Annotated in this window: 18 protein-coding genes; 12 read left to right on the top strand and 6 right to left on the bottom strand. The window is 57.7% G+C overall.

Annotated elements, in window-relative coordinates:
- Nucleotides 1-242 precede the first annotated feature (242 nt).
- A complete protein-coding gene (locus tag KDX39_RS14365) occupies nt 243-734 on the top strand; it encodes a GNAT family N-acetyltransferase (protein WP_231660817.1) in 492 nt (163 codons plus the stop codon).
- Nucleotides 735-999: 265 nt separating this feature from the next.
- Here KDX39_RS14365 and KDX39_RS14360 read toward each other — a convergent pair whose 3' ends face one another.
- A complete protein-coding gene (locus tag KDX39_RS14360; protein ID WP_184322566.1) occupies nt 1,000-1,173 on the bottom strand; it encodes a DUF6026 family protein in 174 nt (57 codons plus the stop codon).
- Nucleotides 1,174-1,484: 311 nt separating this feature from the next.
- Here KDX39_RS14360 and gnd point away from each other — a divergent pair, with 311 nt between their 5' ends.
- From gnd to KDX39_RS14340, 4 genes are all read left to right on the top strand, one after another.
- Nucleotides 1,485-2,459, top strand: a complete 975-nt coding sequence (gene gnd / locus KDX39_RS14355; protein WP_231660816.1) for a phosphogluconate dehydrogenase (NAD(+)-dependent, decarboxylating) — start codon at nt 1,485-1,487, stop codon at nt 2,457-2,459.
- Nucleotides 2,459-3,991 (top strand): glucose-6-phosphate dehydrogenase, encoded by a 1,533-nt coding sequence (zwf, locus tag KDX39_RS14350; RefSeq protein WP_231660815.1) that lies wholly within the window; start codon nt 2,459-2,461, stop codon nt 3,989-3,991. Before gnd ends, zwf begins: the two co-directional genes overlap by 1 nt.
- Nucleotides 3,984-4,814, top strand: a complete 831-nt coding sequence (locus KDX39_RS14345) for an HAD family hydrolase (RefSeq protein WP_231660814.1) — start codon at nt 3,984-3,986, stop codon at nt 4,812-4,814. Before zwf ends, KDX39_RS14345 begins: the two co-directional genes overlap by 8 nt.
- A gap of 105 nt (nt 4,815-4,919) precedes the next feature.
- Nucleotides 4,920-6,740 (top strand): glycoside hydrolase family 15 protein, encoded by a 1,821-nt coding sequence (locus KDX39_RS14340; RefSeq protein ID WP_231660813.1) that lies wholly within the window; start codon nt 4,920-4,922, stop codon nt 6,738-6,740.
- A 17-nt stretch (nt 6,741-6,757) separates the two neighbouring features.
- Here KDX39_RS14340 and alkB read toward each other — a convergent pair whose 3' ends face one another.
- The 3 genes from alkB to KDX39_RS14325 are packed head-to-tail and all read right to left on the bottom strand — an operon-like array spanning nt 6,758 to nt 7,967.
- Entirely contained in the window at nt 6,758-7,435 is a 678-nt protein-coding gene (gene alkB / locus KDX39_RS14335) for a DNA oxidative demethylase AlkB (RefSeq protein WP_231660812.1), read from the bottom strand.
- A 24-nt stretch (nt 7,436-7,459) separates the two neighbouring features.
- A complete protein-coding gene (locus KDX39_RS14330; protein ID WP_025993687.1) occupies nt 7,460-7,639 on the bottom strand; it encodes a hypothetical protein in 180 nt (59 codons plus the stop codon).
- Between the two features lie 22 nt (nt 7,640-7,661).
- Nucleotides 7,662-7,967 (bottom strand): DUF1883 domain-containing protein, encoded by a 306-nt coding sequence (locus KDX39_RS14325; RefSeq protein ID WP_231660811.1) that lies wholly within the window; start codon nt 7,965-7,967, stop codon nt 7,662-7,664.
- Nucleotides 7,968-8,137: 170 nt separating this feature from the next.
- Between KDX39_RS14325 and KDX39_RS14320 the strand changes: the two genes are divergently transcribed.
- On the top strand, nt 8,138-8,488 hold the full coding sequence (locus KDX39_RS14320) for a hypothetical protein (protein WP_210041638.1): 351 nt from the start codon (nt 8,138-8,140) through the stop codon (nt 8,486-8,488).
- A gap of 48 nt (nt 8,489-8,536) precedes the next feature.
- On the opposite strand, the gene KDX39_RS14315 is transcribed toward KDX39_RS14320, so the two are convergent.
- A complete protein-coding gene (locus KDX39_RS14315) occupies nt 8,537-8,818 on the bottom strand; it encodes a hypothetical protein (protein ID WP_099228034.1) in 282 nt (93 codons plus the stop codon).
- A 455-nt stretch (nt 8,819-9,273) separates the two neighbouring features.
- Between KDX39_RS14315 and galU the strand changes: the two genes are divergently transcribed.
- The 3 genes from galU to KDX39_RS14300 all read left to right on the top strand — a co-directional run bounded on the left by galU (nt 9,274) and on the right by KDX39_RS14300 (nt 12,945).
- Complete coding sequence (gene galU / locus KDX39_RS14310) at nt 9,274-10,113, top strand: UTP--glucose-1-phosphate uridylyltransferase GalU (protein WP_231660810.1); 840 nt, start codon at nt 9,274-9,276, stop codon at nt 10,111-10,113.
- 105 nt (nt 10,114-10,218) lie between these two features.
- Complete coding sequence (gorA, locus tag KDX39_RS14305; protein WP_231660809.1) at nt 10,219-11,577, top strand: glutathione-disulfide reductase; 1,359 nt, start codon at nt 10,219-10,221, stop codon at nt 11,575-11,577.
- Nucleotides 11,578-11,643: 66 nt separating this feature from the next.
- The gene (locus KDX39_RS14300; protein WP_231660808.1) at nt 11,644-12,945 is read left to right on the top strand and encodes a hybrid sensor histidine kinase/response regulator; all 1,302 of its coding nucleotides are present in this window, start codon (nt 11,644-11,646) and stop codon (nt 12,943-12,945) included.
- A gap of 35 nt (nt 12,946-12,980) precedes the next feature.
- On the opposite strand, the gene KDX39_RS14295 is transcribed toward KDX39_RS14300, so the two are convergent.
- Complete coding sequence (locus KDX39_RS14295) at nt 12,981-13,988, bottom strand: DNA-binding protein (RefSeq protein WP_231660807.1); 1,008 nt, start codon at nt 13,986-13,988, stop codon at nt 12,981-12,983.
- A 176-nt stretch (nt 13,989-14,164) separates the two neighbouring features.
- Between KDX39_RS14295 and KDX39_RS14290 the strand changes: the two genes are divergently transcribed.
- The 3 genes from KDX39_RS14290 to ahpF all read left to right on the top strand — a co-directional run bounded on the left by KDX39_RS14290 (nt 14,165) and on the right by ahpF (nt 17,484).
- Entirely contained in the window at nt 14,165-15,124 is a 960-nt protein-coding gene (locus KDX39_RS14290; protein WP_231660806.1) for a site-specific integrase, read from the top strand.
- A gap of 101 nt (nt 15,125-15,225) precedes the next feature.
- Nucleotides 15,226-15,789, top strand: coding sequence for an alkyl hydroperoxide reductase subunit C (ahpC, locus tag KDX39_RS14285; protein ID WP_004879663.1), 564 nt, complete (start codon nt 15,226-15,228; stop codon nt 15,787-15,789).
- A 132-nt stretch (nt 15,790-15,921) separates the two neighbouring features.
- Complete coding sequence (gene ahpF / locus KDX39_RS14280) at nt 15,922-17,484, top strand: alkyl hydroperoxide reductase subunit F (protein ID WP_099227774.1); 1,563 nt, start codon at nt 15,922-15,924, stop codon at nt 17,482-17,484.
- The last annotated feature ends 2 nt before the right edge of the window (nt 17,485-17,486 follow it).

Here is a 17,486-nt window from a genome sequence, read left to right as displayed (position 1 = left end):
TCCCATTCATTTGATGAAAAAGTCGCGCGCCTTTTCTGCTTTTTGCATCTGGATCGATGCGCGCTGCCTTTTCCAGGTGCGGGCAGTGGTCGATTCACGTGCACCTAGAGAAACTTCCTACATCTGTACTGGAACATTTTGGAGCGGGGCGGGATAGAATCACGGTCCTTTGGCCTGCCGTTCACTGGGCAGGCCCCATCGCACGCGCGACTAAGAAGACTCTTTGATTGACGAGGACGGAAATGGAAGGCCCAGAGGTGTTGGTACTGCAAGCGAGTTACACCAATCCGGTACACGCAGACGCGATTGGGTTCGTCTTGAATGAATATGCTCTGGATGCCATGGGCTCTGGCAAGCCCCTGTCGAGCGATACGCGCCAGCAACTGGCGATAGAACTGGCCAAGCGGCCACATGCTTTCAGCGTCCTGGCATTCATCGCCGGTGAGCCGGTCGGGCTGGTCAACTGTTTCGAAGGCTTTTCCACCTTTGCCTGTCGTCCGCTGGTCAATATCCACGACGTCGCTGTCATCGCTGCGCACCGGGGCAAAGGGATCAGTCAGAAAATGCTCGCCAAGGTCGAAGAGATCGCACGTCAGCGCGGGTGCTGCAAACTGACGCTTGAAGTGCTGGAAGGCAACGATATCGCGCAGGCGGCCTATCGCAAGGTCGGTTTCGAGGGCTATCAATTGAATCCGGAAATGGGGCGTGCACTGTTCTGGCAAAAGACGCTTTGACAGCGGCAGCGCTACTGGATTGTCGAAGTGTGCAGCCCTTTGATGCGAGCAGTGCTTCGGCATTTGCGAAATGTATCTGGTTCGCGAAACATGACTGGCGCAAAATGCGCGACTGTCCGAGCGGGGAATATTTGCCTGGAGCCGTTGATTACGGTTCCTTGCTGAAATAATCGAAAATGCAGATTGCGGAGGGAGTCAGGCGGGCAAGCCAGCGGATCGGGCTTGCCTCGGGCGGTCATTCATTGCGCAGCGGGTGTGCAAATCTTCAAAGCTGTAACGCTGTACCGGAAGAAATCAGCTGGGTTTGCTGGAGCATGAGGCTCAGATGAGCGACTTTTTTCTGCAACTGCTCACGCTCTTCTTTCAACGCACGCAGTTCGTCGCGGCGGATTGTCACATAAAGGGTTTGTGGTGCCAGTGCTGGTAGTACAGTGCCCATTGCTCACCTCGCAAATGGTGGATTAAACCTGGAAAGGTCCGTGGCAATGACTATCAATCCCTGAGTGGCCGCTGCTAACCTCTCTATCGGCTCAGATTCTGATTTCTTTTGCATTAAATTGGAACTTTTTTATTTTTCATGGTCGCGAATGTTTATTGATCGCGACAAAATGCATCCTCTGACGGCACTGCTGTTGTCATCTCCCTCAGGGGAACCGACGTTCTGCCTCGCTTGACTAACCAGCATGCTCACCGACTGTTGATGCGCTGGACAACAGGTGAGGCCCTTTTTACGAGTTTAGGAGCAACTTCATGCAACTTGGGATTATTGGACTGGGCCGCATGGGCGGCAATATTGCACGGCGTTTGATGCTCGATGGTCACACCACTGTGGTGTATGACCGTGATGAAGCGTCACGCAGCGCCCTGGCCAATGAAGGCTCGACGCCAGTCGCGGATCTGGCCGAACTGGTGGGGGCCCTGCAGGCACCGCGTGCTATATGGGTCATGTTGCCAGCCGGCGCACCGACCGAGGACACGATTCAGATCCTGAGCCAGTTGCTTGAGCCCGATGACGTGATCATCGATGGCGGCAACACGTTCTATAAAGACGACATCCGTCGCGCGCAGGAACTCACCGACAAGGGCCTGCACTACGTGGACGTTGGTACGTCCGGTGGTGTCTGGGGGCTGGAACGTGGTTACTGCATGATGATCGGTGGCGAGAAAGCGATCATTGATCGTCTTGACCCGCTGTTCGCCACGCTGGCGCCCGGCATGGGCGATATCCCGCGTACCAGGGATCGCAACTCGACTGATCACCGTGCCGAGCATGGCTATATCTATGCGGGTCCTGCAGGCTCAGGTCACTTTGTGAAGATGATTCACAACGGCATCGAATACGGCATGATGCAGGCTTTCGCCGAGGGCTTCGATCTGCTCAAGCAGAAGAACTCCGAACATCTGCCCGCCGAACAGCGCTTTGACCTCAATACCGCGGACATTGCCGAAGTGTGGCGTCGTGGCAGTGTCGTCTCGTCCTGGTTGCTTGATCTTACTGCCGATGCGTTGGCCACCGATCCGCAGCTGGATGCGTTCTCGGGCTCCGTTGCCGACAGCGGTGAAGGCCGCTGGACCATTGAGGCCGCCATTGAGCAGGCCGTTCCGGTTCCCGTATTGTCCAGCGCACTGTTTGCAAGATTCCGCTCCCGCCAGACCAGCTCCTACGCTGACAAGATGCTGTCGGCCATGCGCTTTGGATTCGGCGGTCACAAGGAACCCAAGTAATGGGCCTGTCACGCGGCACCTCTGAGCAAAAAGCCGAAGTCGCACCACCCACGACGCTGTTTCTGTTTGGTGCGCACGGGGACCTTGTCAAACGCCTGTTGATGCCGGCGCTCTATAACCTGGCGCGTGACGGTCTGGTCGACTCGGGTCTGCACATCGTCGGTGTCGACCACAACGCGATCAGCGACGCCGATTTTGCCAAAAAGCTTGAAAACTTCATTCGTGAAGAATCTGCCGCGAAGGTTTCCGGGGCGGGCAAAGACCCGCTGGATTCCGGGCTATGGGGCAAGCTTGCTGAGCGAATCAGTTATGTGCAGGGCGACTTCCTGGATGACTCCACTTACCGCGACATCGAAAGCAAGATAAAAAGTACCGGCTCGGCCAATGCGGTGTTCTATCTCGCAACGGCGCCGCGCTTCTTCAGTGAAGTGGCAACGCGCCTTGGATCGTCCGGTCTGTTGAAGGAAGTCGATGGCGGATTTCGCCGCGTGGTGATCGAGAAGCCCTTTGGCTCCGATCTGGCCAGTGCGGTGGCGTTGAACAACTGCCTGCTCAAGGTCATGAGCGAAAAGCAGATCTACCGCATCGACCATTATCTGGGCAAGGAAACGGTGCAGAATATTCTGGTCAGCCGTTTTTCCAATGGCCTGTTCGAGTCGTTCTGGAATAATCACTACATTGATCACGTGCAGATCACGGCTGCCGAAACGGTCGGTGTCGAAACCCGCGGCAGTTTCTACGAGAACACTGGTGCTCTGCGCGACATGGTGCCCAATCACCTGTTTCAGCTTCTGGCGATGGTTGCCATGGAGCCGCCGGCCGCTTTTGGAGCCGATGCCGTTCGCGGCGAAAAGGCCAAGGTGGTAGGGGCAATCCGTCCCTGGAGTGAAGAAGAGGCATTGGCCAACTCGGTGCGCGGTCAGTATGCGGAAGGTGAGATGTCTGGACGCAAGGTGCCGGGCTATCGCCAGGAAGAGCGCGTTGCGGCCGACAGCACCACGGAAACCTACGTGGCGCTCAAGGTCATGGTCGATAACTGGCGCTGGGTGGGGGTTCCGTTCTACCTGCGTACCGGCAAGCGAATGAGCGCACGCAGCACCGAAATCGCCATCTGCTTCAAGCCCGCGCCCTATGCGCAGTTTCGTGATACGGAAGTGGATCGGCTCAAGCCGAACTATCTACGCATCCAGATCCAGCCCAACGAGGGCATGTGGTTCGATCTATTTGCCAAGCGCCCTGGGCCGACGTTGAAGATGGAAGACATCGAGCTGGGTTTTGCCTACAAGGACTTCTTCGAAATGCAGCCATCGACCGGCTATGAAACGCTGATCTACGACTGCCTGACCGGGGATCAGACGTTGTTCCAGCGTGCCGACAACATTGAAAACGGATGGCGCGCCGTGCAACCGTTTCTCGATGCCTGGGCCAGGCAGCCCGAGGTCACGTTGTACGAGGCGGGCAAGGACGGTCCCGAGGTCGGCGACGAGTTGTTGAATCGTGATGGTCGTGAATGGCGGGAACTCAATGTCTGAACCCACTGATCTGTCTGCGTCCGAACGATCTGTACGTTTTCTGCTTTCCGATATCGATGGTACGTTGCTGCGTCCCGATCACAGCCTGAGTCAGGCCAACATCGACGCCGTGCATGATCTGCAACGGGCGGGGGTTCATTTCACCCTGGCAAGCAGTCGGCCTCCGCGTGCGATGCGAGGGGTGATCGAGGCGCTGGGTATCGAGTTGCCTACGGTTGCGTTCAATGGCGGAACCATCACCCACGCCGATGGCCGTCTTCTGGCAGCACACCGCATCGCCCCGACTGCGGTGCGTACTTGCCTGGACCTCTTCGCGACCCAGAAGGTCGCGATCTGGGTGTTCGCCGACGACGATTGGTTGCTGCTCGATCTCGACGGCGACTATGTCGACCATGAGCGCGATGCGTTGGGCTACGAGCCGGTACGAGTGAGCAGCTTCGAGCCCTATCTGGATCGTGTCGACAAGATTGTCGCTGCGAGCAAGGACTTCGAGTTGCTCAAAACGCTCGAAGCGCGTCTGAATCCGCTCATCGACGGGCTGGCGCTGGCTGCGCGCTCGCAGCGTTATTACCTGGATGTTACCGCGCTGGAGGCCAATAAAGGTTCTGCGCTGGTAGCGCTTGCTGATTATTTGGGCGTCGATCTCGCTCACACTGCTGCCATCGGTGATGGCGGCAATGATGTGGCCATGTTTCACAAGGCCGGGGTGTCGATCGCGATGGGCCAGGGAGAGGCCGCCGTGCTGAGTCAGGCTGATCATGTCACCGGCAGCAACGTCGAGGACGGTGTTGCAACTGCGATCGGGCGTTACATTCTAGGTTGACCCTGTCGCTGTCCATTGCGGGCAGCGTCGCTGTATTTCACTTGCCTGTGATTGGTCAGGGCGGGTATTCATGACGGCAACTGTTTATACATCAGAGCATTACGAATGGCCGCATTGATTGAAGACTACGCACTGTTGGGAAACTGTCAGACGGCCGCGCTGGTTTCGCGCGATGGATCGCTGGACTGGCTGTGCTTTCCGCGTTTCGACTCTCCTTCCTGTTTCGCGGCCTTGTTGGGCGACAGCGACCATGGCCGATGGAAAATCGCGCCACGCGCCGCGATCGTTTCCATCGAGCGTCGCTACCGGGACGGCACAATGATTCTGGAGACCGTATTCGAAACCCGTGAAGGGCGAGCGATGCTGGTCGATTTCATGCCCATCGACACGTCCGGGCATGTCGTTCGCACGGTGGTCGGTCTGTCTGGAGAGGTCGCGTTCGATATGGATCTGGCCATTCGTTTCGATTACGGCAGTAGCGTGCCTTGGGTCGAGAAGAAGGATCCGCACACGCTGACCGCTGTCGCGGGACCAGAAATGCTGGTGTTGCGCAGCCCGGTGCCACTGCTGCCTCAGGATCATCACACGGCCAGCCATTTCACGGTCGCGGAGGGCGAGAGCAAGGTTTTCACCTTGGCGTACCAGGCGTCCTATCTGCCGGTTCAGGCGAGCATCGATACTGGGCATGCGCAGGAAGAAACCGAGCGCTACTGGCGCGAGTTTTCGGATCGCTGTCCCGACGCCGGTCCCTGGACTGATCAGGTCAAGCGCTCGCTGATCACACTCAAGGCGATGACCTATGCCCCGACTGGTGGCATTGTTGCCGCCGTGACGACGTCGCTGCCCGAGCAGTTGGGTGGTGAGCGCAACTGGGATTACCGCTATTGCTGGCTGCGGGACGCGACCATGACCCTGCTGGCGTTCATGAATCTGGGTTATTTCGAGGAAGCCACGGCATGGCGCAACTGGCTGTTGCGCTCGGTGGCAGGCAATCCGGAACAGATTCAGATCATGTACGGCGTGGGCGGCGAGCGGCGCCTGGCCGAATATGAATTGCCGTGGCTGAGCGGCTATGAGGGTTCTCAACCCGTGCGTATCGGCAACGGCGCCGCCACGCAGGTCCAGCTGGATGTTTACGGCGAAGTGGCCGATGCCATGATTCAGGCGCTCAAGGGTGGCATGCCGCGTCACCCACGCAGTGTTGCAATCTCCAAGGTGGTCATGCCGTTTCTGGAAAAAGTCTGGCATCAGCCGGACGCCGGAATCTGGGAGATCCGCTCCGAGCCTCGGCACTTCACGCACTCCAAGGTCATGGCGTGGGTTGCGTTCGACCGTAACGCCACGCAGATCGACCAGGCTGCCGAGAGCGACGAAGACCGTGCTTTGGCCAGGCATTACAGGCAAGTAGCCGATGAAATTCACGCCGATGTCTGCCGCAACGGCTTCGACGTGCAGTTGAATAGCTTTGTGCAAACCTACGGTGCCAAAGAAGTCGATGCCAGCCTGTTGCAGATTGTCCTGACCGGTTTTCTGCCTGCCGATGATCCACGCGTGATCGGCACGGTGGCCGAGATCGAGCGCACGTTGATGCAGGATGGTCTGTTGCTGCGCTACGACGGCGAGCGGAGTGTCGATGGTGTGTCGGGCAGCGAGGGCACGTTTCTGGTCTGTTCGTTCTGGCTGGCGGATGCCTACGTGTTATTGGGCAGGGCGGACGAGGCGGCGGCCTTGTTTGCCAGGCTGTGCGACCTGTGCAACGACGTTGGCCTGCTGGCGGAGCAATACGATCCGCAGGCTGGGCGCATGCTCGGAAATTTCCCTCAGGCGTTCAGCCACATCGGCATTATCAATACTGCCTTGAATCTTCATCGGGTGGTGTGTCCCGCAAGAGCGCGTACCGCTCGAGACATCGACGGTTGCGTTTGACTCGCAGGACAGATGTGTCAGCCGGCCTTGCGAAAGGTCAGGTTGATGCGCTGTTCGCCCAGCACAGGATGCACGCCGGGCTTGATCGGCAGAATGCCATGAAAGCGCAGCCTGTCCTCGCCGCCCCAGACCACGACATCGCCATGAAACAGCGAAATGCGCTGAGGCCTGTCGCTGCGCTGCAGACCGCCGAACTGGAATATGGCAGGAATGCCCAGTGAAACGGAGACGACCGGCCAGCGGTGGTCGTGTTCATCCTTGTCCTGATGCAGAGACATCTTTGCACCCGGAACATAGCGATTTATCAGGCAGGCATCAGGCACAAAGTCTGCGAAGCCAGCTTTACGAGCGGCGTCTTGAGCCAGCTCCAGAAACACCTCAGGCATCGGAGGCCAGGGCTGGCCGGTTTGCGGGTTTGTGTCGGTGTACCGGTAGCCCTGATGATCGGTGACCCAGCCAAGCTGGCCACAACTGCTCAGTGCGGCTGACATGATGTGGCCGCCGGGTGTGACCATGTTTTTGAATGGAGCCTTGTGAAGTGTTGCGCGCAGTGCGCTCAGCAAGGGATCGACGAAGGGCAGGGCAAGGCCGCGAAACAGCCAGGACTGTGGACCTATCTGCTGGCTCGATGCAGGCTGGGGCGCCTCACTGGCAAACAGATCGAAGGTAGCGTAAGAGTCGGCATCGCGTTGCATGGCTGGATTCAATACCTGCTACGGTCAAAGAGCCTTGCTGACTTTAACGTCACTGATCTGGTCGTCGCCCTGGCCGTGCATCTTCTCCAGTGCTGCGCGCGCCTCTTCGACGGAGGCAGACTGCAGCTGGGCGAATTCAAAGCGGCGCTCGCCGTTGAGTTTGTAGCTGACGGCGTATTTGGTAGTGCGAGCGGGACTGTTCATGGCGATTCCTTGTATCAGCGTATCAGCGCAGGCTTGAGGCCGAGCGACGTACGATCTTGATGGAATGGGTGAAGGCCGGTTTGCGGCCCGGTGTGGCGTCCGGCTTGCGTCCGGTGGTATCGATGGTGATGTTCCAGAACCCGGTGCTGGGTGCCGCGATCTTGGCCGGAAAAGTATCGAACGCACCGCCGTGATAGGTGTGACGGCCGCCGTTCTTGAAAGCGCGAAAATTGGCATCATTCATCAGGCGGATGTTGCAGAGCTGTGAGCACTGGATGACGACCAGATCGTCCTCGTTGAGGTGCTCACGCTGGTGTACGAATTTCATGTAAAACTCCGGAGAAATTGGCTTTTTCTGAAAAATCAAAACGATAGCATGCGGCGTAGGCCAATTGACGCCGATAAGCGGTTAATTGTGCTCTTTTATGGACAAAAAAACGCGTCTCGGGAATTTAATCGGGCCGTCGCGGGTCGTACCACCTTTATTTGGAGGATTGTATGAAACTGGCAGTTGTAATCCTGGCACTGGCAATGACTGGCTGCGCGACGGTGAGCGACATCGAGCATACGCCCGCCACCATGAATGTGATCTCGGGCAAGAACCCTCAGGAGTACGCGGACTGTTTCATGGAAAAGATCAGCAGCAGTCGCTCGAAGCCCTCCGTAGAGCCTCATCGTGACGGCCTGCGCCTGATTGTCGCGCAGAAAATGAGCAAATCGCCGACCGCAGTCATTGACGTTGAAAACCGCTCGGGAGGCAGTGCGATCAAGGTCTATGAACGTCTGGCCAACGTGCCGATCCGCTTTCGCGATGTTCAGCATGCTGCAGAGGCCTGCATCTCGGGATGAGCCAGGCCGCCCGCTCAGCCGACAGCTGAGGCGGGCCGGGTCAATGATTTACTTGCAAACAACCAGAACACTGCGGCTTTTGTAGTTACCTACATCCACACCCAGGGTCTTTTCGCTTTCCGCCGGCCTCGGGGTGCCGTCGGTGCCGACGATCTCGTAGCCAGTGCCCGCGCACGAGGCGTCGGCTTTTTCATAGCAACTGGCCCAGGACATGGCTTCGCCTGAGCAATCGATGCTCAGTCCCTGCTTGCCGTTTTTCAAATAGGTATTGGATGCAGTGGCACAGCCGGTGAGGCCCAGTACGGCAATAATGGACAAAAGTCTGATCATGTTTTTCGCTTCAAAAAATAAGGCCAGTGAACTGGCGGATGCGGTGTTTGGACTGGTGGGCGGTGCCATCGTTCCGCCATGTTTCAAGGATAAATGCGGTGCGTCACTTTTCTGCCGTCCCGATCCAGAGCGCCTGGTTTTGTGCTGACGGATGGCCGCCTGAGTCATTCATTGCGTTTAAATTCATCGGCTACGCTTGGGCAAGTCGAGCCCTGCCTGTATCGTCGCGAAGCTGGCGGTTTCAAGGGGGTGACATGCAGTGCACTGCAAGCGCCATGCCCATGGCGGTCGACCGCAGGTCACGTTAGATGGTCGCGATATAAGCGTTTTTGCGGAACTATCTGCGTGAGAGTGCCTCTACCATGACATCCTACGGCCCGTGGCGGGCATTGTAAGGTGACCGCCGCCTGATTAGACTGCGCCGTTAACACCAACAGCCCTTATCAAGGACTTTTATGATCAAGAAATGCTTGTTCCCAGCAGCCGGTTACGGCACTCGCTTTTTGCCAGCGACAAAGGCCATGCCCAAGGAAATGCTGCCGGTGGTCAACAAGCCACTGATCCAATACGGTGTAGAAGAGGCCCTCGCTGCGGGCCTGAGCCAGATTTCCATCGTGACCGGTCGCGGCAAGCGCGCGCTGGAAGACCACTTCGATATCAGCTACGAGCTCGAGCATCAGATCAAGGGCACCGATAAGGAAAAATATCTGGTTGGCATTCGCAAGCTGATCGACGAGTGCAGCTTTTCCTACACTCGCCAGACCGAAATGAAAGGCCTGGGCCATGCGATCCTCAGCGGTCGTCCGCTGATTGGCAACGAAGCGTTTGCCGTGGTTCTGGCGGATGACCTGTGTGTCAATCTGGAAGGTGATGGCGTGCTTGCCCAGATGGTCAAGCTGCACAACCATTATGGCTGCTCGATCATCGCTATCCAGGAAGTCGAAGCTAGCGAGACCAACAAGTACGGCATCATTGCAGGCGACGAGATCAAGCCAGGCCTCTTCCGCGTAACTGACATGGTTGAGAAGCCGAAGCCTGAAGACGCGCCTTCCAAGATGGCTATCATCGGTCGCTATATCCTGACTCCGGACATTTTCGAGAAAATCGAACAGACCGAGCCAGGCAAGGGTGGCGAAATCCAGATCACTGACGCACTGATGAAGCAGGCTGCCGAAGGCAATGTTCTGGCCTACAAATTCAAAGGCCAGCGTTTTGATTGCGGTGGCGCTGAAGGCTACATCGAAGCAACCAACTTCTGCTTCGAGCACTTCTACAAGACTGGCAAGGCTTACTGATTCACTTGCCTGCCCACGTTTCAAGTCAAGGCCACCTTCGGGTGGCTTTGTCATTTCTGACTGGCCGCCAAGCGGTTATGCTGTGCCCCTGGTGAGGAGACATTGATGGCTTACGATTTCGATCTGTTTGTAATTGGCGCGGGTTCAGGCGGCGTCAGGGCGGCACGGTTTGCCGCAGGGTTCGGTGCAAAGGTGGCGGTTGCCGAAAGCCGTTATCTGGGCGGCACCTGTGTCAACGTTGGGTGCGTGCCCAAAAAGCTGATGGTCTACAGCTCGCATTTCTCTGAAGATTTCGAACATGCGAAAGGCTTTGGCTGGTCGCTGGGCAAGGCAAGTTTCGACTGGCCGACCTTGATCGCCAACAAGGATCGCGAGATCAACCGCCTCAACGGTATTTACCGCAAGTTGCTGGTCGACAGTGGCGTCACGCTGCATGAAGGTCATGCGAAGGTCGTGGGCGCGCAGAAGGTCGAGATCAACGGCAATACCTACAGCGCCGAGCGTATTCTGATTGCAACTGGCGGTTGGCCTCAGATCCCTGACGTGCCTGGCCGTGAACATGCCATTTCGTCGAACGAAGCCTTCTTCCTCAAGGAACTGCCCAAGCGCGTTGTTGTGGTGGGCGGCGGTTACATCGCGGTCGAGTTCGCCTCCATCTTCAACGGTCTGGGTGCGGAGACGACGCTGATCTACCGGGGCGAGCTGTTTCTGCGTGGGTTCGACGGCAGTGTTCGCACACACCTGCACGAAGAGTTGCTCAAGCGCCACATGGATATTCGTTTCAACAGCGACATCGAGCGTATCGACAAACAGGCTGATGGCTCTCTGAAACTGAGCATGAAAGGCGGCGGCACGCTGGAAACCGACTGTGTGTTCTATGCGACGGGCCGTCGTCCGATGCTCGACAACCTCGGACTGGAAAGCGTCGATGTCAAACTCGACAAGCACGGCTATATTGAAGTCGACGAAAACTACCAGAGCAGCGAACCATCCATCCTGGCGATCGGCGATGTCATTGGTGGTGTGCAACTGACTCCGGTCGCGCTGGCCGAAGGTATGGCGCTGGCCCGGCGTCTGTTCAAGCCTGAGCAATACCGTCCGGTGGATTACAACCATATCCCGACGGCGGTGTTCAGCCTGCCCAACATCGGGACGGTGGGCCTGACCGAAGAGGCGGCCATTGAGGCGGGGCATGAGGTGCAGATCTTCGAAAGCCGCTTCCGGCCGATGAAGCTCACCCTGACCGACGATCAGGAGCGCACCCTCATGAAGCTGGTGGTCGATGCCAAAACCGACCGCGTACTGGGCTGCCATATGGTGGGGCCGGATGCAGGCGAAATCGTGCAGAGCCTGGCGATTGCGATCAAGGCGGGGGCGACCAAGCAGGTGTTTGATGACACCATTGGTGTGCATCCGACTGCAGCAGAGGAGTTTGTCACCATGCGTACACCGGTCAAACGCTAGATCAGGCAATGTCCGGGACTCAGGATGAGTCCCGGAGTGACAGAGATCAAAGGAAGGACCCCTCCAGTGAACAGGCAAAAACCGACATCCGCGATGCCTTTGCATTCGAGCGGGCACGAGCAGGGCTCCATGCAGCAGATCGATGTGCTGCGTGAGAGCGAGCGACAATTCAGATTGCTGGCTGACAACATGAGCCAGCTGGCCTGGACGGCAAATCCTCAGGGGCATGTCCAGTGGTACAACGAGCGCTGGTACCTGTACACGGGCTCTTCGCTTGAGGCCATGCGAGCGCTGGGCTGGCGTTCGGTTCTTCATCCCGAGCAGCGGGAGCGCGTCGTGGCTCGCCTGCAATACTGCTTTGCGACGGGCTCCATCTGGGAAGACACCTTTGCATTACGTTCCAGGGACGGTGCGTTCAACTGGTTCCTTTCGCGGGCGTCGCCAATGCGTGACGAGCAGGGTCATATCACGTATTGGCTGGGCACTCACACTGATATCACGGCTCAGGTGCGGGCTGAAGAAGCGCTGCGCGAGCTGAACGAAAATCTGGAACTGCGAGTAGCCGAGCGGACTCGGGAGCTGGCGCGTACCAATGAGCTGTTGCAGATCGAGATGAGTGAGCGGGCGCAGGCCGAGGAAGTGTTGCGCCATGCACAGAAGATGGATGCTGTCGGCCAGTTGACCGGCGGTATTGCTCACGATTTCAACAACATGCTGACGGGCGTTCTGGGCGCGCTGGATTTCATTCAGCGCCGGGCCGCAGCGGGTCGTCTGGATGACGTCGAGCGCTATGTCAGCGCTGCGATTGCATCTGCCAATCGCGCCGGAGCATTGACCCAGCGGTTGCTGACGTTTGCCAGGCGTAAGGCGCTCGACACCTGTGCGGTCGATGTCAATCGGATGATCCGCTCGATGCAGGAGTTGTTGCAGGGCACACTGTCCGCTCAGACCTTTCTGCATTTCGAACTCGATGAGACGTTACGGCTGATCCGGACCGATGAGCATCAACTGGAAAACGCGCTGTTGAATCTGGTCATCAATGCGCGCGATGCGATGCCGGACGGCGGGCAGCTCCGGGTATTGACTCGCGCTGTAAGCGTGACCAGACCACAGGGCGCGTTGCTCGCGGGAGAGTACGTCATTCTTGGTGTCGAGGATGACGGCTGTGGTATCAGTCAGGAGGTGATTGATCGGGTCTTCGATCCGTTCTTCACCACCAAGCCGGTTGGTCGGGGAACGGGGCTGGGTTTATCGATGGTCTACGGCTTCATCAAGCAGACTGGCGGGCATGTGCAGATCGAAAGTGCTGAGGGGCGGGGTACTCGAGTTGATTTGTACCTGCCTTGCGAGACTGACTCGTTGAACTGAGTCAGATCTTGCTCGATCTTGCCGTGGCTTGCGCGTCAAGGTGCCGTTGGTTTCCTGCGGGTCGAGCTGACCTTGGGGGGCGGTTCGCTGGCGGTTTTCAGGGTTTCCAGTGCCACTTCCTTTTTGATCAGCAGCAGTTCCAGTACGCGGTTCTGCTGTTGTGTGTCTTTCAGGCTCTGCTTGAGTTCGACAGTGTCTTCCTGAAGGCTTCGCACCTTTTCTTCCAGCAGAGCGCACTGCGTCTGACCTTGTTGGTGCTGCTTGATGGAGGCGGCGGCCTGGGCGCTGGCTTTATCCGTCAGGTCTTTCTGGGCATGCAGGTCGCGCTGTGTGCTGCGAGTCTCTGTCAGTAAGCGTTCGTTGTCGCGGTTCAAGCGGGTTATGTCTTCCTGGCGCATGCTGAGGCTTTGCTGAGCCTGTCGCAATTCCATCTGCAATTGCTGCACCTGGCCTTCATGGCGTTGTTGTTCGTGCTCGCGCTGCTCGCGGATCGAGTTGCGATAGTGCTCCAGTGCGTCGCGGGCGTGCAGGTGCTTTTCTTCAAGGGAGCGGATTTGTTCGTTCTTGTCTGTCAGACGGGACTCGAGGTCCGAGCCGGCCTGTGTCAGGCGGATGTTTTCGCTCCGCACGTTGACAAGCGTCTCCTGCAGGTCGAGCAGGGCAGTGGCTTGTCGCTCCAGCGTCTGATCCTTTTGCCGGATCTCATTGCTCAGATCCTCTGTTTTCTTTTGGTTTGCCGAGAGTGTGTCCTGCAGGGTTCCGCACCTGATCTCGTGGTCGACACATAGCTGGTCAATGCGTTCCTGCGCCTGTTCTTGCAGGCGCCGGGCAAGATTGGCCACCAGTTCCGTCAGTTCTTCATTGATATCCGGCGCGGGTGAATGAGTGGTTTCAAGCTCCTTCAAATACCGGTGGATGGTGGTTTTCGAACCGGTATTGCCCATTTCGATACGTACTGCATCGATGCTGGGGTTTTCGCCGCGGGCGAGCAGGGCGGACCTTGCCTTGAGTACCAATACCTTGTTAACGCCGCCCCGTGCCATGTCTGCTCCTATGATTTCGTACTGTGGTATGTACTCTGTATTTACATACTATATTGAATAGAAAATAACGTCATTATTTGAATTTTATGGCATGGGATATTGGCGTATTATCCCGTGTCATACGCCTGGGGCGCTTTTTTGCCCCTCCGGCCGGTACACCTGCGCAGGTTTTGCTCATGAATGATGTCGATCGCTATCTGGAAGCGGCCACCCGCGACAACACGCGCCGCAGTTACAGGGCTGCCATCGAGCACTTTGAGGTCGCGTGGGGCGGGTTTCTGCCAGCAACCAGTGAGAGCGTTGCGCGGTATCTGGCGCAGTACGCGGGAGAGTTGTCGGTCAATACCTTGAAGTCGCGCCTGTCGGCGTTGTCTCAGTGGCATTCCAGTCAGGGATTCGTCGATCCGACACGTTCGCCGGTCGTGCGCAAAGTACTCAAAGGCATTCGTGCCTTGCATCCGGCGCAGGAAAAGCAGGCTGAGCCTCTGCAGTTGCACGATCTGGAGCGGGTCGTCACCTGGCTTGAAGCCGAAGCGCTCCAGGCGCAGGCTCGCAACGATCAACCCGGTGTGCTGCGTTGCCGGCGTGACATGGCGCTGATCCTGTTGGGATTCTGGCGGGGATTTCGCAGCGACGAGCTGTGCCGTCTGCTGGTTCAGGACGTCAAGGCGATCTCCGGCGCGGGCATCAGCCTTTATCTGCCCCGCAGCAAGGGGGATCGGGAAAACGCGGGCAGGTCCTACCAGACTCCGGCCTTGCAGCGACTGTGTCCGGTTCAGGCTTATATAGACTGGATCAACTGTTCGGCACTGGTGCGCGGCCCGGTATTTCGGGCTGTGGATCGCTGGGGCAATGTGGGGGAGGAGGGGTTGCACGCTAACAGCATCATCCCCTTGTTACGTCAGGCCCTGAGTCGCGCCGGTATTGCCGCAGAGCAGTACACCAGCCATTCGCTGCGTCGTGGCTTCGCGAGTTGGGCTCACCGCAGCGGCTGGGACCTCAAGTCATTGATGGCGTACGTGGGCTGGCGGGACATGAAGTCCGCGATGCGCTACATTGACGCCGCGCCGTTTCCGAGCGCTTTTGAAGCCGGGAGCGTTATGAAGGTTTCTTCTATTGATAAGCCGCTTCCATAGCGAAAAGCAATCAGTGACATGAGGTTTGCCAATGAGCCTTTGTCATCGATCGTGCGTAAGCTCCACTTCATCGAATTCACAACCCATCAGGAGATATACCGATGCCTATCATCAACAGCCAGGTAAAACCGTTCAAGGCAACAGCTTACAAGAACGGCTCTTTCGTTGACGTTTCGGATGCTGACTTCAAAGGCAAATGGTCTGTCGTATTCTTCTACCCGGCCGACTTCACCTTCGTTTGCCCGACCGAGCTGGAAGACCTGGCTGACAACTACGCTGAGTTCCAGAAGCTGAACGTTGAAATCTACAGCGTTTCGACCGATACCCACTTTGCCCACGCTGCATGGCACAACACCTCGCCTGCAATCGGCAAGATCCAGTACACCATGATCGGCGACCCGACCCTGACCATCTCGCGCAACTTCGACGTGCTGATTGAAGAAGCCGGTCTGGCTGACCGCGGTACGTTCGTGATCAACCCTGAAGGTCAGATCAAGATCGTCGAACTGAACGACGGCGGTGTTGGCCGTGACGCTTCCGAGCTGCTGCGCAAGATCAAGGCTGCTCAGTACGTTGCTGCTCACCCGGGTGAAGTCTGCCCAGCCAAGTGGAAAGAAGGCGAGGCTACTCTGGCTCCGTCTCTGGACCTGGTCGGCAAGATCTGAGTCGTATGAATCGGCTAGGGGCGTTGAGCTCTTGAGCAAGTAAACCGCATCGCCCCAAAAAACGCCCGGGCGGTCATCGCCTGGGCGTTGTTTTTTCTACTCTCTGAAAATTTTGCCAAAGGAAGTCGCAGCATGTTGGACGCCAATCTTAAAGCCCAGTTGAAATCTTACCTGGAGCGGGTCACTCGCCCCATCGAGATCGTCGCGTCCCTTGATGACGGCGCGAAGTCTCAGGAAATGCTCGCATTGCTCAACGATGTGATCAGTGTTTCCAAAGACGTCACCTTGAATGACAGCGGTACTGATGCGCGCACGCCGTCGTTCTCGCTGAACAGCCCAGGGCACGCTATCAGCCTGCGTTTCGCTGGTATTCCCATGGGGCACGAATTCACCTCGCTGGTCCTGGCGCTGCTGCAAGTCGGCGGCTACCCACCCAAGGTCAGTGCGGAAACTATCGAACAGGTTCGCAATCTCCAGGGCGAATTCAAGTTCGAAACCTATTTCTCGCAGTCCTGCCAGAACTGCCCGGACGTCGTCCAGGCGTTGAATCTGATGGCAGTGTTGAACCCGAACATCCAGCATGTCGCAATCGACGGCGCACTGTTCCAGGACGAAGTCACCGATCGCAAGATCATGTCGGTGCCAAGTATCTACCTGAACGGCGAGCTGTTCGGTCAGGGCCGCATGGGGCTGGAAGAGATTTTGGCCAAGATAGACACGGGGGCTGGCGCCCGTCAGGCCGAGAAGCTCAATGCCAAAGAGGCATTCGACGTTCTGGTGGTTGGCGGTGGTCCAGCCGGTTCGGCAGCCGCTGTGTATGCCGCACGTAAAGGCATCCGCACCGGTGTGGCCGCCGAGCGTTTCGGCGGTCAGGTGCTCGACACCATGGCCATCGAGAACTTCATTTCGGTCCAGCATACCGAAGGTCCGAAGCTGGCCGTTGCGCTCGAAGAGCATGTCAAGCAGTACGAAGTCGACATCATGAACCTGCAGCGCGCTGACAAGCTGATTCCTGGCGCTGCCGGTGAGCTGCACGAAGTGAAGTTCGCCAGCGGTGCGAGCCTGAAGGCCAAGACCGTGATTCTCGCCACCGGCGCACGCTGGAGAGAGATGAACGTTCCGGGCGAGCAGCAATACCGCAACAAAGGCGTGGCGTACTGCCCGCACTGTGACGGTCCGCTGTTCAAGGGCAAGCGTGTTGCGGTGATCGGCGGCGGTAACTCCGGCGTGGAAGCGGCCATCGACCTGGCGGGTATCGTGTCTCACGTGACCCTGCTGGAGTTCGACGTGCAATTGCGTGCCGACGCCGTTCTGCAGCGCAAGCTGCACAGTCTGCCGAACGTGACGGTCATCACCAGTGCGCAAACCACTGAAGTGACAGGTGACGAGCAAAAGGTCAACGGCCTGCGCTACAAGAACCGCGTGACCGGTGAAGAAATCACCGTGCCACTGGAAGGTATCTTTGTGCAGATCGGCCTCTTGCCCAATAGCGAATGGCTCAAGGGTTCCATTGAGTTGTCACCACGTGGCGAGATTGTGGTCGATGCTCGCGGTGAGACATCGATCCCCGGCATTTTCGCTGCCGGTGACGTGACTGTAGCGCCGTACAAGCAGATCATCATTGCTCTGGGCGAGGGCGCCAAGGCCTCGCTGAGCGCCTTCGATCACCTGATCCGTACGTCTGCGCCGGCCTGACA

The sequence above is a fragment of the Pseudomonas sp. CDFA 610 genome, assembly GCF_021147865.1.
In the GTDB taxonomy this organism is placed as follows: Bacteria; Pseudomonadota; Gammaproteobacteria; order Pseudomonadales; family Pseudomonadaceae; genus Aquipseudomonas; species Aquipseudomonas alliivorans.
Note: the sequence above shows the minus strand (reverse complement) of the source record. Positions and strands in the feature narration are given on the sequence as shown.

Bases quoted from the DNA above. Each gene is read 5' to 3' on its own strand.
- KDX39_RS14365 (WP_231660817.1), top strand. From the start codon at position 243: ATGGAAGGCCCAGAGGTGTTGGTACTGCAAGCGAGTTACACCAATCCG.
- KDX39_RS14360 (WP_184322566.1), bottom strand. From the start codon at position 1,173: ATGGGCACTGTACTACCAGCACTGGCACCACAAACCCTTTATGTGACA.
- gnd (WP_231660816.1), top strand. From the start codon at position 1,485: ATGCAACTTGGGATTATTGGACTGGGCCGCATGGGCGGCAATATTGCA.
- zwf (WP_231660815.1), top strand. From the start codon at position 2,459: ATGGGCCTGTCACGCGGCACCTCTGAGCAAAAAGCCGAAGTCGCACCA.
- KDX39_RS14345 (WP_231660814.1), top strand. From the start codon at position 3,984: ATGTCTGAACCCACTGATCTGTCTGCGTCCGAACGATCTGTACGTTTT.
- KDX39_RS14340 (WP_231660813.1), top strand. From the start codon at position 4,920: ATGGCCGCATTGATTGAAGACTACGCACTGTTGGGAAACTGTCAGACG.
- alkB (WP_231660812.1), bottom strand. From the start codon at position 7,435: ATGCAACGCGATGCCGACTCTTACGCTACCTTCGATCTGTTTGCCAGT.
- KDX39_RS14330 (WP_025993687.1), bottom strand. From the start codon at position 7,639: ATGAACAGTCCCGCTCGCACTACCAAATACGCCGTCAGCTACAAACTC.
- KDX39_RS14325 (WP_231660811.1), bottom strand. From the start codon at position 7,967: ATGAAATTCGTACACCAGCGTGAGCACCTCAACGAGGACGATCTGGTC.
- KDX39_RS14320 (WP_210041638.1), top strand. From the start codon at position 8,138: ATGAAACTGGCAGTTGTAATCCTGGCACTGGCAATGACTGGCTGCGCG.
- KDX39_RS14315 (WP_099228034.1), bottom strand. From the start codon at position 8,818: ATGATCAGACTTTTGTCCATTATTGCCGTACTGGGCCTCACCGGCTGT.
- galU (WP_231660810.1), top strand. From the start codon at position 9,274: ATGATCAAGAAATGCTTGTTCCCAGCAGCCGGTTACGGCACTCGCTTT.
- gorA (WP_231660809.1), top strand. From the start codon at position 10,219: ATGGCTTACGATTTCGATCTGTTTGTAATTGGCGCGGGTTCAGGCGGC.
- KDX39_RS14295 (WP_231660807.1), bottom strand. From the start codon at position 13,988: ATGGCACGGGGCGGCGTTAACAAGGTATTGGTACTCAAGGCAAGGTCC.
- KDX39_RS14290 (WP_231660806.1), top strand. From the start codon at position 14,165: ATGAATGATGTCGATCGCTATCTGGAAGCGGCCACCCGCGACAACACG.
- ahpC (WP_004879663.1), top strand. From the start codon at position 15,226: ATGCCTATCATCAACAGCCAGGTAAAACCGTTCAAGGCAACAGCTTAC.
- ahpF (WP_099227774.1), top strand. From the start codon at position 15,922: ATGTTGGACGCCAATCTTAAAGCCCAGTTGAAATCTTACCTGGAGCGG.